Origin of the sequence: Rhizobium cerradonense, assembly GCF_030182455.1 — a bacterium.
Lineage (GTDB): Bacteria > Pseudomonadota > Alphaproteobacteria > Rhizobiales > Rhizobiaceae > Rhizobium.
Window position 1 is genome coordinate 224,913 of sequence record NZ_JAQJCK010000007.1, and the last position, 13,239, is coordinate 238,151.

General features: G+C 62.4%; 9 protein-coding genes. 3 read left to right on the plus strand and 6 right to left on the minus strand.

Features of this window, described 5'->3' with window-relative positions:
* Positions 1-16: 16 nt before the first annotated feature.
* The gene (gene mutS, locus PH547_RS17835) at positions 17-2,674 is read right to left on the minus strand and encodes a DNA mismatch repair protein MutS (RefSeq protein ID WP_245463963.1); all 2,658 of its coding nucleotides are present in this window, start codon (positions 2,672-2,674) and stop codon (positions 17-19) included.
* A 197-nt stretch (positions 2,675-2,871) separates the two neighbouring features.
* Between mutS and PH547_RS17840 the strand changes: the two genes are divergently transcribed.
* On the plus strand, positions 2,872-5,160 hold the full coding sequence (locus PH547_RS17840) for an NADP-dependent malic enzyme (protein WP_104821823.1): 2,289 nt from the start codon (positions 2,872-2,874) through the stop codon (positions 5,158-5,160).
* Between the two features lie 77 nt (positions 5,161-5,237).
* Positions 5,238-6,647, plus strand: coding sequence for an adenylate/guanylate cyclase domain-containing protein (locus tag PH547_RS17845; RefSeq protein WP_104821822.1), 1,410 nt, complete (start codon positions 5,238-5,240; stop codon positions 6,645-6,647).
* 36 nt (positions 6,648-6,683) lie between these two features.
* Here the strand turns inward: PH547_RS17845 and olsB are convergent, their stop codons facing one another.
* The 5 genes from olsB to PH547_RS17870 all read right to left on the minus strand — a co-directional run bounded on the left by olsB (position 6,684) and on the right by PH547_RS17870 (position 12,665).
* The gene (olsB, locus tag PH547_RS17850) at positions 6,684-7,562 is read right to left on the minus strand and encodes a l-ornithine N(alpha)-acyltransferase (RefSeq protein WP_104821821.1); all 879 of its coding nucleotides are present in this window, start codon (positions 7,560-7,562) and stop codon (positions 6,684-6,686) included.
* Between the two features lie 232 nt (positions 7,563-7,794).
* Positions 7,795-10,083 carry a hybrid sensor histidine kinase/response regulator gene (locus PH547_RS17855; RefSeq protein ID WP_104821820.1) on the minus strand — a complete coding sequence of 763 codons (2,289 nt, stop codon included), beginning with the start codon at positions 10,081-10,083 and terminating at the stop codon, positions 7,795-7,797.
* A 55-nt stretch (positions 10,084-10,138) separates the two neighbouring features.
* Positions 10,139-10,657 carry a signal peptidase II gene (gene lspA / locus PH547_RS17860; RefSeq protein ID WP_104821819.1) on the minus strand — a complete coding sequence of 173 codons (519 nt, stop codon included), beginning with the start codon at positions 10,655-10,657 and terminating at the stop codon, positions 10,139-10,141.
* Complete coding sequence (locus PH547_RS17865; protein WP_104821818.1) at positions 10,654-11,514, minus strand: TrmH family RNA methyltransferase; 861 nt, start codon at positions 11,512-11,514, stop codon at positions 10,654-10,656. The genes lspA and PH547_RS17865 overlap by 4 nt, the downstream gene beginning before the upstream one ends.
* On the minus strand, positions 11,511-12,665 hold the full coding sequence (locus PH547_RS17870) for a class I SAM-dependent methyltransferase (RefSeq protein ID WP_199773559.1): 1,155 nt from the start codon (positions 12,663-12,665) through the stop codon (positions 11,511-11,513). The genes PH547_RS17865 and PH547_RS17870 overlap by 4 nt, the downstream gene beginning before the upstream one ends.
* Before the next feature lie 115 nt (positions 12,666-12,780).
* Here PH547_RS17870 and PH547_RS17875 point away from each other — a divergent pair, with 115 nt between their 5' ends.
* On the plus strand, positions 12,781-13,233 hold the full coding sequence (locus PH547_RS17875; RefSeq protein WP_104821816.1) for an SRPBCC family protein: 453 nt from the start codon (positions 12,781-12,783) through the stop codon (positions 13,231-13,233).
* Positions 13,234-13,239: the final 6 nt, after the last annotated feature.

Sequence of the window (13,239 nt, forward strand, 5' to 3'; positions counted from 1 at the left end):
ATCCTTTGAAATCGCCTCAGCCGGCCTTGTTCAGGGTCTTTTTCAGTTCGTAAAGCGCGTCGAGCGCGGCGCGCGGCGTCAGATCGTCAAGATCGAGCGCCTTCAGCGCTTCTTCTACCTTGGACGGTCCTCGCCGGCCAGCCACTTCCTCGCGGCGGACGGCGACCTGGAAGAGTGGCAGGTCGTCGATCAACTGGCTCGCAGGGTTCTTACGGTCGGCATCTTCCAGGCGCGTCAAAACGTCGCGGGCGCGCGCCACCACCGAAGCCGGCAGGCCGGCGAGCCGCGCCACTTGAATGCCATAGGAGCGATCGGCAGCGCCCGGCCCGACCTCGTGCAGGAAAATCACGTCGCCATCCCACTCCTTGACGCGCATCGTGGCATTCGACAATCGGCCGAGCTTTTCCGACAACACCGTCAGCTCGTGAAAATGGGTGGCGAAGAGACCGCGGCATCTGTTCGCTTCGTGCAGGTGCTCGACCGCCGCCCAGGCGATGGAGAGACCGTCGAACGTCGCGGTGCCGCGGCCGATTTCATCGAGGATGACGAGCGACCGGGCGGTCGCCTGGTTGAGGATCGCGGCCGTTTCGACCATCTCGACCATGAAGGTGGAGCGGCCACGCGCCAGATCGTCCGAAGCGCCGACGCGCGAGAACAGCCGGTCGACAATGCCGATATGGGCGGAGGCGGCAGGCACAAACGACCCCATCTGCGCAAGGACGGCAATCAGCGCGTTCTGGCGCAGGAAGGTCGATTTACCGCCCATGTTCGGGCCGGTCAGCAGCCAGATCGCGCCATCCTTGCCATCCGCCGTCGGCGACAGATCGCAATTATTGGCGACGAAGGGGCCACTCGCCTGGCGGCGCAATGCCTGTTCGACCACGGGATGGCGGCCGCCGCCGATCGCAAACATCCGGCTGTCGTCGACCAGCGGCCGGCAATAGCCCTGTTCCTCGGCAAGCAATGCCAGCCCGGTCGCGACATCGATTACCGATAGCGCGCGGGCACCGGCTTTGATCGCCTCCGCCTCGGCGACGACGGCTGCGACCATACGGTCGAAGGCCGCCAGCTCGATCGCAAGCGCCTTGTCGGCGGCATTGGCGATGCGGCTTTCGAGATCGGCAAGCTCGGTCGTAGTGAAGCGCATGGCGTTGGCCATGGTCTGGCGATGGATGAAGCGCGCCTTAGCTTCGCCGCTGTCGGTCATCGGCCCGGCATTGCCGGCCGTGACCTCGATGAAGTATCCGAGCACGTTGTTGTGCTTGATCTTCAGCGATTTGATGCCGGTTTCCTCGGCATATTGCAGTTGCAATCCGGCAATGACCCGGCGCGACTGGTCGCGCAGCGCCCGGACCTCATCCAGCTCGGCATTCGCCCCTTCCCGCAGGAACCCGCCGTCGCGTTTCAAGAGCGGCAATTCATCGGCGAGCATGCCGGCAAGTAGCACTTCGAGATCGGCGGGCAAGGCGCGGAGCCCGGCAAGTGCTGTTCCCAGCTCCTCGGGAAGCAACGCAGCCACTAGCAGATCGGCAACGCCGGCCGCCGCAGCGAGGCCCTGGCGGATCGCCCAGAGATCGCGCGGGCCGCCGCGGTCGAGCGCCAGGCGCGACAATGCGCGCGGCATGTCCGGCACGTGTTTCAGCGCTATCCTGAGATCGCTGCAGAGCGAAGGCTCTTCAGAAAGGAAGCCGATCGAATCCAGTCGTTCATTGATGCGCGCCGGATCGGTCAGCGGCGACATCAGCCGCTCGGCAAGTAGACGCGCACCGCCGCCAGTCACGGTCCGGTCGATCGCCCGCAAAAGCGAGCCGTTGCGGTCGCCGGAAAGCGTACGCACCAGTTCGAGATTGGCGCGGGTGGCGGGATCGATGAACAATGTCGACGCGCCGCTTTCGCGCTCCGGCAGCCCAAGTGGCGGCCGCTCGGAGATCTGCGTCTTCTCGACATAGGCAATGGCGGCAGCAGCGGCGGCAAGCTCGGCGCGGGTGAACGAACCGAAGCCATCGAGTGTCGAGACTTCGAAATACCGCGTGATACGCCCTTCGGCACTGGCACTGTCGAAGAGGACCGCCGGCTGCGGCACCGCCGTGCGGCCGAGCACGTCGAAGACCGGCTTCAGCTCGGGATCGTGGAATATCGTATCCGGCAGGATCAGCTCGCGCGGATCGATGCGCAGGATATCGGCGAGCAGCCGCGAGGCTTCGGTTTCCGCCAGACGGAAAACACCGGTGGAAATATCGATCCAGGCGAGCGCCAGTTGCGGCTCCGAGCCGCCGCGAATGCGGGCGAGCGCCATCAGATAGTTGGATTCCGAGGGCGACAGCAGCTTTTCTTCTGTGATGGTGCCTGGCGTCACAAGGCGAACGACATCGCGCCGGACAACCGACTTGCCGCCGCGCTTCTTCGCCTCCGCCGGGTCTTCCACCTGTTCGCAGACGGCGACGCGGAAACCCAGCGAAATCAGCTTCTGCAGATAGTCGTCGGCGGCATGCACCGGCACGCCGCACATCGGAATATCCTGACCCATATGCTGGCCGCGCTTGGTGAGCGTGATGCCGAGCGCGCGCGATGCATCGACAGCGTCTTCGAAAAACAGCTCGTAGAAATCGCCCATGCGATAGAACAGCAGCGAACCGGGATTGTTCGCCTTGATCTCGATATATTGCTCCATCATCGGCGTCGCCGAAGCGCGGCTTTCCTCCGAGGCAAGCTCGGCGGTCGAGAAAGCGTCGATGCTGGCAATTATTCGTTCGTTCACGGAGGTGCAGTTTTTCCCAAAAAATGAGGTGCCACCCTATCCGCGCGCCGCTATAGAAGACAACAGCTATCGGGCAAGAGGGACCGGTCGCCCACAGGAGGTTTGGAGGATACATGCCTGACACCAACAGCACGTCGCGTTCGGGAACGGGGATTACCGATCAGGAAGCGCTCGACTTCCACAAGCAGGGCCGCCCCGGCAAGCTCGAAATCAACCCGACCAAGCCTATGGCAACGCAGCGCGATCTTTCGCTCGCCTATTCGCCCGGCGTCGCCGTTCCGGTAAAGGCAATCGCCGCCGATCCCGGCACGGCTTACGACTACACGTCTCGCGGCAATATGGTGGCAGTCATCTCCAACGGCACGGCCATTCTCGGCCTCGGCAATCTCGGAGCGCTGGCCTCCAAGCCGGTGATGGAAGGCAAGTCCGTTCTCTTCAAACGCTTTGCCGATGTCGATTCGATCGATCTCGAAATCGACACCGAAAATGTCGACGAGTTCATCAACTGCGTCCGCTACCTCGGCCCCTCCTTCGGCGGCATCAACCTCGAGGATATCAAGGCGCCCGACTGTTTCATCATCGAGCAGCGCTTGCGCGAGCTGATGGACATTCCCGTCTTCCACGACGACCAGCACGGCACCGCCATCATCGCCGCCGCCGGCCTGATTAATGCGCTGGAATTGACCGGCCGCGACCTCAAGACCACCAAGCTCGTCTGCAACGGCGCCGGTGCGGCGGCGATCGCCTGCGTCGAGCTGATCAAGGCGATGGGCTTCAATCCGGACAACATCGTGCTCTGTGACACGAAGGGCGTGATCTACCAGGGCCGCAGCGAGGGCATGAACCAGTGGAAATCGGCACATGCGGTGAAAACCGACAGCCGCACGCTGGAAGATGCGATGAAGGGCGCCGATGTGGTTTTCGGCCTGTCGCAGAAGGGTGCCTTTTCCGCCGAGATGATCCGCTCCATGGCCGACAAGCCGATCATCTTCGCCATGGCCAATCCCGATCCGGAAATCACGCCGGAGGAAGTCGCCCGCATCCGCGACGACGCCATCATGGCGACCGGACGCTCCGACTATCCCAACCAGGTCAACAACGTTCTCGGCTTCCCCTATATCTTCCGCGGCGCGCTCGATGTGCGGGCTTCGACGATCAACGATGAAATGAAGATCGCCGCCGTCAGGGCGCTCGCCAGCCTGGCGCGCGAAGACGTGCCGGACGATGTCGTCGCCGCCTATCAGGGCGCGCGGCCGCGTTTCGGGGCGCAATACATCATCCCTGTGCCCTTCGATCCGCGCCTGATCTCGGCGATCCCGGTTGCCGTCGCGCAAGCCGCGATCGAAAGCGGCGTCGCCCGCCGCGCGATGCCGGACATGGCCGCTTATGCCCGCGAACTTTCGGCGCGGCGCGACCCGATCGCCTCGACGCTTGCACAGCTCTACGAGCGCGTACGCCGGCATCCAAAGCGGATCGTCTTCGCCGAAGCTGAGGAAGAGCAGGTCATGCGCGCCGCCTTGTCCTATGCCAACCAGGGGCTCGGCACCGCCATCCTGCTCGGCCGCGAGGACCTTCTCCACGCAACCGCCGACCGCGCCGGGATCGACCTCAACCGGCCAGGCCTGGAGATCGTCAACGCCCGCATTTCCAAGCGTGTTGAGGCCTATATCGACTATCTCTATGCCCGGCTGCAGCGCAAAGGCTACCTGCACCGCGATGTGACGCGCCTGATCCACAACGACCGTAACCATTTCGCCGCCTGCATGGTGGCGCTCGGCGATGCCGACGGCATGGTGACGGGGGTGACGCGCAATTATTCGACCGCGCTCGACGATGTGCGCCGCTGCATCGACGCCAAACCGGGGCACAGGGTCATCGGCGCATCGCTGGTGCTTGCCCGCGGCCGCACCGTCATCGTTGCCGACACCGCCGTGCATGATATGCCGACTGCGGAAGAACTGGCTGATATCGCCGAGGAAGCCGCCGGCTTCGCCCGGCGCATGGGTTATGAACCGCGTGTCGCCATGCTCGCCTACTCCACCTTCGGCCATCCCTCGGGCGAACGCTCCGAACGGGTGCGCGAGGCGGTGAACATTCTTGACAAGCGCTATGTCAATTTTGAATTCGACGGCGAAATGGCCGCCGATGTGGCGCTGAACCGCAAGATCATCGAGACCCAGTATCCTTTCTCGCGTCTCTCCGGTCCCGCCAACGTGCTTGTCATGCCCGCCTTCCACTCGGCCTCGATCTCGACGAAGATGCTGCAGGAACTCGGCGGTTCCACCGTCATCGGCCCGCTGCTCGTCGGCCTCGACAAGCCGGTGCAGATCACCTCGATGGGGGCAAAGGATTCCGACATCGTCAACATGGCGGCGATTGCCGCTTATGGGGCAGGATCGTAATCAACTACGCTGAATAGTGGAGCCGGCGGTCGGAGAAAGGCAATGGCCGCCGGGTCAATTCGGTGTAAAATAGGGAAATGAGTGAAGCCCAGTCCCTTTTCGAAGTGCTGCGCCATTCAGCGCGGCCAGATATTGTCGACGCTATTGAGCAGCTCGTCCGTGACGCGCCCGATCGCAAGCTCAACCGGGTGAACGCGCTTGCCTTCGCAGCCGAGCACGGCTTCGATGAAGAGCAGACCATCAACGCCTTCCTGCATGCGTCTCGCCTCGGCCTCTTCGAGATCTCCTGGAATGTTCTTTGCCCCGGCTGCGGCGGAGTGCTGGATGCCAATACCTCGCTGAAAACCGTTCAGAGCGACACCTATAGCTGCGCGCTTTGCGCTGCCGGCTATGAGCCGACCCTCGACGAGATGGTCGAAGTCACCTTCACCGTCAGCCCGCGCGTCCGCCACATCGAGGCTCACAATCCGCACGAATTGCCGCCCTTCGAATATTTTCGGCAGATTTATTGGGGTTCCGGCGTAGATCTTCCCGACAAGGGTTACGAAGCGAAGGTCGACCAATTCGTTCTGGAGGCGCTGGAACTGCCTGCCGGAGAAAAAGCCGTCGTGTCGCTTCAGTTGCCGGCGGAGTACGTCATCATCTTCGAGCCGGTTACGCATGCGGCTCAATTCGTCGATGTGAAAGGCGAACCATCGAAGGAGCGGCAGACCCTCACGCTCGTGTTCGATCGCATGCACCGGCACAGCGAACCCATTACCTTACGACCCGGCCCTCTGCGCATTTTGATGGAAAACCACACAGAGGTCCGCACGCTGCCATCAATCTGCGTGGCCAATGACGTGCTTCACGGCCTGCTGGGTCAGCGGCGTCCATTTCTGACCGCGAAGCGACTGCTCTCGAACCAAACCTTCCGCGACATCCACCGCACGGACACGATCGACGTGGACCAGCGGCTGAAGATCACCAGCCTCACTTTTCTGTTCACCGATTTGCGCGGCTCGACGGCCCTGTATGAGAGGGTCGGCGACCTTGCCGCTTTCGATCTGGTGAGGACCCATTTCAGCATTCTGCATGAGATCGTTGGTGCAGAGGCCGGTGCGGTGGTCAAAACCATCGGCGATGCCGTCATGGCGACGTTTCCAACTCCCGACCGGGCACTCGCGGCGGCAATGCGGATGCGCGAAGCAATGGTCAGCCTCAACAAGGAGCGCGGCAACGACGATCTTCTTTTAAAGATCGGCATCCACGAAGGGCCGTGCATCGCGGTCAGCTTGAACGAGCGTCAGGACTATTTCGGGCAGACGGTCAACATCGCTTCCCGCGTCCAGCATCTCGCCAATTCGCACGAAATATTCGCCACCGGCTCCGTACTCGACAACCCCCGCGCCAGCGAATTGCTGACGACCCATGGTTTGAAGCCGCAGACCCACCACGTCTCGCTCCGCGGCATTACGGATGAGATTGATATTTTTGCGATTCCCTGAGGATGGCCGTTGCCCGCCCAGCCCGGCTTGCGCCGATCAGCTCGCGAAGCGACCGGCGTCGGCGCCGTAATAGTTGACGTAGCGGTCCGAAATGCTGGCGATCGGCAAGACGATCAACACGTCCGTCGTGTTGAAGGCATGATCGACGACGGCGGTGGAACCGACCATGGCACCGAGACGCAAGTAACCCTTGATCAGCGGCGGCAGCGCCATCAGCGCCTTCTTGGAATTGACCGCTTCGACCGGCATCAGGTCCATGGTGCGGGCAAGCGACGGCAGCGCGCTGACGGCCCATTCATCCTTGGCAATGACATTGTGGTAGAGGAAAGAGAGAGCCAGCGCATGCTGCTCCGGACGGATGCCGGGGAAGGAGGCGCAGCCGAACATGGCGTTCATGCCGTGTTTCAGAGAATAGGCCCAATTGCCCTGCCACAGCAGTTCGACCGTGCGCTTGGTGCGATATTCCGGCAGTACACAGGAACGGCCGAGTTCCATGAAGCGCTTTTCTGGATGGCGAGCAAGCAGAGCGTCGATATCGAATTCCGAAGAGGAATAGAAACCGCCATTCGCCATCGCCACGTCCTGACGCAGCAGGCGATAGGTGCCGACGATCTGGTCTTCCGAATCACCTTCCAGCGAGCGGTCGAGAACCAGCAGATGGTCGCAGATCGAATCCCAGCTATCGATATCGCGCTGCCGACGCATGGCATCGGCCGGGAGTTGCGCATTCATCTCCTCAACGAAGACGCGATAGCGCACCGCTTGCGCGGCATCGATTTCCCGCGCCGTGCGAGCAAGGCGCGTTTCTAGATTTCCGATGCGTCCGAGCACATCGCTGGCAACCGGCGCAACCGTTGCCTTTGAAGACTGAACCATTTCGCCCTGAGCTTCGCGATTCAAAATTTCGATGGACATGGCGACTCCCCCTCTACGGGTTAATATAGGCGCCATAAAGCAAATTCGTGCGACAGGAAAGTGACATGGTGCGTTGCGAAAAGCAAGAACCGTGCCTGTTTCCACCATCGAATTTGGACAAAGCCCTTGTATCCCAGGGGATGCTCTTAAAAGATGCGAAGCGGCTTTTGGCTCAGTTCGTCATCGCGTGGGCGGATAAGGCCGAATCGCGATTCGGGGACATGTTTTCAATCTAGGCGCGTCCGAAAGCCTGTTTCGACAGGCCTTGCACCTCGGCGATCAAGCGATCGGGATCGACCGGCTTGACGATGACGGCATCGGCCCCGGAAAGCAGGGCCTGGCGACGGATGGCGTCGCGGCTGTCGGCGGTCAGCACGATCACAGGCAGCGGCGAAAGGCCGTATCGGCGCTCCAGCGCCCTCAGTTGCGCGAGCATAGCCGCGCCCTCGCCGCCTGGCATGGTGAGGTCGGTGACGACGACATCAGGGCGGTTCTCGCTGTTTTCGGCGCGGGCGAGCAAATTATCGAAATCCTCGACGAGACGAACCCTATGGCCGGCTTTGGCGAGCATGGCGCGCACCAGCATGGCATTGACGGGATCGTCCTCGCCCAAGAGAACGTTGAGGGCGGCATCTGCCGCCTCCGGCGTCACGAGACTGATCTGGGGCGGGCTACTCAGCACATCGCGCTTTTCCATGCCGCGCATGCGGCCGCTCAGCACATCGATCAGCGATTGTTCGCGCAGCGGCCGAATGAGCCAGGCATCGAAGAGATCGAGCGGATGCGTGTTGCGCTCTTCCGGATTGACCAGAAAGATCTTTCTGAGACCGAGCGCAGCAAGCTCAGTCCCTTCGCGGAAATACCAGGGCGCCATGCGATGATCGACAATGATATCCGTCAGCGACATGCCGGCGTCGTGAGGCGCAGACTGCGCCAGGTTTTTCACATCATCGGGACCGATCACGCGGCAGTGGCCGCCGAGCGTGCGGATGGTGCCGGCAATCGCGGTGCTTGCCGCGCCTTCCGGGGCCAGCAACAAGACACGGGAACCTTTGAGCAGTTCGCTGCGCCTAGCCGGCTCGTTCTCCGCAGCGACGACTGAAATCGGAAAACGGACCGTGAATTCGCTGCCCTCGCCCCGCGCGCTGGAAACGTTCAACGTGCCGCCGAACTCGCGCAGGATGCGGGCGGAGATCGCCAGCCCCAGGCCTGTGCCGGCGCTTCTGTCCAACACATTGCCCGCCTGTTCGAACTCGCCGAAGATGCGTGCCTGCTCCTCCTCGGTCATTCCCGGGCCGCTATCCCTGACCGATATCACCAGGTCGTCACCATCGAGGCCGGCGCGGATCAGCACGCCACCGGTCTGCGTGAACTTCACGGCGTTGCCGATGACATTGAACAACACCTGGCGCAGCCGGGCAGGATCGAACTCCATGGTTTCGGGAACATCCGCCGCGACGGTCGCGGCGATCTCGATGCCTTTTTCATGGGCCCGATGGGCGAGCATCTCGACAACGCCTTCCAGCAGCGGCCGCAGATGTTCGGCGCGTGGCCGGAGCTGGAAGCGGCCGACTTCGATCGTCGAGAAATCCAGCAGGTCTTCGACGAGCTGCACCAGGGCATTGCCGGATTGGCGGATGCCGGTCAGGTAATTGGCTTGCTCCAGGGTGAGCGGCGTCTGGGCAAGCAGATGGTTCATGCCGAGAATTCCCGACAGGGGCGTGCGGATCTCGTGGCTGACGGTGGCGAGCAGCCGTGATTTGGCGGCGCTGTTGTATTCCGCCTTCAGCCTTGCCTCCTCGCGAAGGCGCGCTGCCTGCCGTTCCTCGGTGACGTCGCGGGCGACGCTCTGGATTCTCAACTGTCCGGTGGCGGGGTCGCGGAACATGACATCGTGCCATGCGAAGATGCGCGGGCCTTCCGGCGTGGAAATCTCCGCATCCTGGCGCTGGGAATCCGTCGCAACCCGGAAGACAAGACCCGCCTCCTCCAGCGTCAAACCCTCCGGGTTCGACTTGCCGGTCAGGTTACGGAAGGTGGCGTTGGCATGGACGATGCGGCGTTCGATGTCGCGTGTCACAGTGATATCGCCAAGCGCATCGTGGATGGTGGCGAGCAGACTGGTGCTTTCGTTGCTCTCCCAGAGACGGTCATGCTCGTGTTCGCTGAGCGCCAGCATATCCGCTATGACCTTACGGGCAGCATGTCGCCTGTGCAAGACACCAGCGCCGACGATCGCCAGCGCTATCAGTCCCAGCAAACCGGCAAGCGCCAGCGGTCCACCTGCATAGCCGACCGACATGAGCGCCACGCCGGCGATCAAACCGCCACCGTTCAACCAATGGCGGTGCAGCCATAGGGAAAAATCGGACGGCGACGTATCCGGTCTGTTAGCCGGCGAAATCTCGATGGGACCGGTGGCCATGAGCGGCGTGCCGCCCACCGGCCGTTCGCGCGGCGCGTCGTGGTCGTCGGTGGTGGCGGCGACAAGCTTTTCCTGCAGATTTGCCAGAGTGCTCATGTGGCCTTACTAACATGAGCACTGTTCCCGATGCCTTCAGGGATTCGCTAGAATTTTAAGCTTTTGCCTTTTTCGGCAGAAGCAGCTCGTCCAGAATGACGCAACCGGCCCCGACAGTGATGAAACTGTCGGCGAGATTGAAGACGGCAAACGACCATGTTTCCGTATGGAAGAGAATATAGTCGATCACATGACCATAGAGGAACCGGTCGATCAGGTTGCCGAGCGCACCGGCTATGATCAACGCGAAGCCGAGATGGGCAAGCCAGCGATGATTGGGCGTCCGTCGCCAGAGCCAGAGCACGAAAACGACGATGACGAGGCGCATGCCGACGATGAACCAGCCGTCCATGCCCGATAGCATCGAGAAGGCGACCCCAAGATTATAGGTGCGATAGAGCGCCAGCATCGGAATGACCGGCACCATCTCCTGCAAAGGCAGCCAGTTGTCGACCATGAGCTTGACGGCCTGGTCGAGGATGACAGCGGCCACAATGAAAATCAGGATCGGCATGGGCCGGGAAAACAGTGCGGGTTTTACGGGCGCCTGTTCGTTTATCTCGCTGTCAGTCATCGCGTCTCGCTGAGGGTCAGAAGATGGCGGCGGGCTTCGAACAGCATCACCGCCGTCGCCACTGCCAGGTTGAGGCTATCGGCGCGGCCGGCCTGGGGGATGCGGGCAAGCGCATCGGCCTCCTTCGCCAAGGCATCCGGCAAGCCGGACTGTTCGTTGCCCATCAGCAGCACGACGGGCTTCTTCTTGTAGTCGATCGTGCGGTAGTCGACGGCGCCGGCCAGATGGGTGGCGACGACGGAAACACCCGCCGTCTTCTTCCAGGCCAGAAACTCCTCCGGCGTCGCCTTGACGACGGGAACGGCGAAGACCGAGCCCATGGTTGCCCTGACCGTTTCCAGCGAAAACGGGTCCGTCGTCTCGCCAACGAGGATGACGCCAGAGGCGCCGGCTGCATCCGAGGTGCGGATGATGGTGCCGAGATTGCCGGGGTCACGCACGCGATCGAGCGCCACCCAGGTATCGCCGGCTTTCGGCTTGACGTCACGAAGCTGCCGCCAGCGCTGATCGAATATGCCGACCACCATCTGCGGATTGTCGCGGCGGGTGATGGAGGCGATAACCTTTTCGCTGACTTCGAGCACCAGCCCGCCGGCCGCGACGGTCTTGGCGGCCACCTGCTCGACCAGCGGCTTGCCCTTGGCTGCCTTGGCATAGACCAGCGTGCGAATGGTCCAGCCGAGCTCCAGGGCATCAATGACCAGCTTCAAGCCTTCCGCCAGGAAAGCGCCGCTCTCCTCGCGGGACTTCTTATTGGTCAGCGCCTTGATATCCTTGATGATCGGATTGGCAAGGGAGGTGACCTCCTTGACATGTCCGACCTTGCGAGGGCCGTCATTGCGGAAATCATGGTTCATTTGGGCACCCAGCGGCTGAAGAGAGATGTGGAGAGTGCCCGGCCCGGCGTCTTGCCGTCGAGGCCTGCCTCGCGGATCACCAGTTCGCCGGATTCGACGACGCCACCGGCGCCCCGCATGGTTTCGCGCATCAGCTCATGGATCGAATAGAAGCTGGCGCGGATGGAATAGGCAGTCAGCACTAGGCCAAGCGCCTTGGGCGACAGAATCTCGCGGCAAATATCGAGCATCGACGGCAGGTGTTCGAAGAGATGCCAGACCTCGCCATTCGGGCCGCGGCCGAATTTCGGCGGGTCCGTCAGGATGATGTCGTATTTATTGCCGCGCCGTTCCTCGCGCAGGATGAATTTCATGGCGTCTTCGCAGATCCAGCGGATCGGCAGCTTTTCCATGCGGCCGAGCGCCTGGTTTTCCCGCGCCCAGCCGATCGCCTTCTTCGAGGCGTCGACATGGGTGACTTCCGCGCCGGCAGCGGCGGCGACCAGGGAGGCGACACCGGTATAGCCGAAGAGGTTCAGCACCTTCAGCGGCCGCTTTGCGGCTTCGACCTGCTCCTTCATCCAGGCCCAGTGCACGATCTGCTCCGGGAAGACGCCGACATGGCGAAAGGCGGTGAAGCGGCCGAGAAAATCGATGCCGAGCAATTGCAGCGGCCAGGTCTCGCCGAGCGCTTCGCGCGGAAACCGCCAGCGACCCATGCCGTCCTCATCAGTGTCGCCAGTGAAGATCGCATCGGCATTGTCCCAGAGATGGGCGGCAAGCGACGGCTGCCACAGTGCCTGCGCCTCCGGCCGGACGATGCGATAGGGACCGTATTGCTCGAGCTTCAGCCCGTTGCCGCTGTCGATCAGGTGGAAATCCCCGGCGCCCAGCGATTCAAGGATAACGGGCACGCGCTCCACGGGACGCTCACCGTTTCGCACGATCAACGGGCGTTCGGACGCGACCGCGACAGGCGCCGCGCCGCGGGATTCCGACACTCGCTCACCGCTGTCGCGCGCGGCCGGAGCAGACCGCGGGCCGTTATCGCGTGCGGGCTTTGCCGGTGGCTTGCCGGTCTTGAGGGGCGCGTCGCGCCTGGCATCCCTTTGGGGCTTTGCGCCGGGGCCGCCCGCGGCTTTCGAACCGGGCCGGCGTTCCTTCTGTTTCACCATGCTTGTCTCAAAATTGATATGTGCGTGCAAATAGCATCTGGCCGCCACTTGGCAAAGCGCTTTCCGATCTGCGATTATCCCCGGATGAAATGCCAGATCGGGAGGGTTGCGCATGGATATGACCGGTGAAGAACGGATTGCCGCGCCGCGGGACGTCGTGTGGGCCGCGCTGAACGACCCCGATATTCTCAAGCAGTGCATTCCCGGCTGCCAAAGCCTGGAGAAGATTTCGCCGACAGAACTGACGGCAACGGTGAAATTGAAGATCGGCCCGGTCTCCGCCACGTTCAACGGTGAAGTGACGCTCTCCAACATCAATGCGCCGGAGAGCTATACGATCTTCGGCGAAGGAAAGGGCGGCATTGCCGGCTTTGCCAAGGGTGGGGCCGATGTCACTCTGAAGGAGGAAAGCGGCGAGACGATCCTGCATTATGAGGCCAAGGCCCAGGTCGGCGGCAAGATCGCCCAGCTCGGCTCGCGGCTGGTCGATTCCAGTGCGAAGAAACTGGCGCAGCAATTCTTCGCCGATTTCACGGCGGCCCTCAACGGCCAGGCCAGCGCCTGATTGCGA

What these genes read in the sequence shown, in the direction of transcription:
- mutS (WP_245463963.1), bottom strand. Translation starts at nt 2,674, where the DNA reads ATGATGGAGCAATATATCGAGATCAAGGCGAACAATCCCGGTTCGCTG.
- olsB (WP_104821821.1), bottom strand. Translation starts at nt 7,562, where the DNA reads ATGTCCATCGAAATTTTGAATCGCGAAGCTCAGGGCGAAATGGTTCAG.
- PH547_RS17865 (WP_104821818.1), bottom strand. Translation starts at nt 11,514, where the DNA reads ATGAACCATGATTTCCGCAATGACGGCCCTCGCAAGGTCGGACATGTC.
- PH547_RS17855 (WP_104821820.1), bottom strand. Translation starts at nt 10,083, where the DNA reads ATGAGCACTCTGGCAAATCTGCAGGAAAAGCTTGTCGCCGCCACCACC.
- PH547_RS17840 (WP_104821823.1), top strand. Translation starts at nt 2,872, where the DNA reads ATGCCTGACACCAACAGCACGTCGCGTTCGGGAACGGGGATTACCGAT.
- PH547_RS17875 (WP_104821816.1), top strand. Translation starts at nt 12,781, where the DNA reads ATGGATATGACCGGTGAAGAACGGATTGCCGCGCCGCGGGACGTCGTG.
- lspA (WP_104821819.1), bottom strand. Translation starts at nt 10,657, where the DNA reads ATGACTGACAGCGAGATAAACGAACAGGCGCCCGTAAAACCCGCACTG.
- PH547_RS17845 (WP_104821822.1), top strand. Translation starts at nt 5,238, where the DNA reads ATGAGTGAAGCCCAGTCCCTTTTCGAAGTGCTGCGCCATTCAGCGCGG.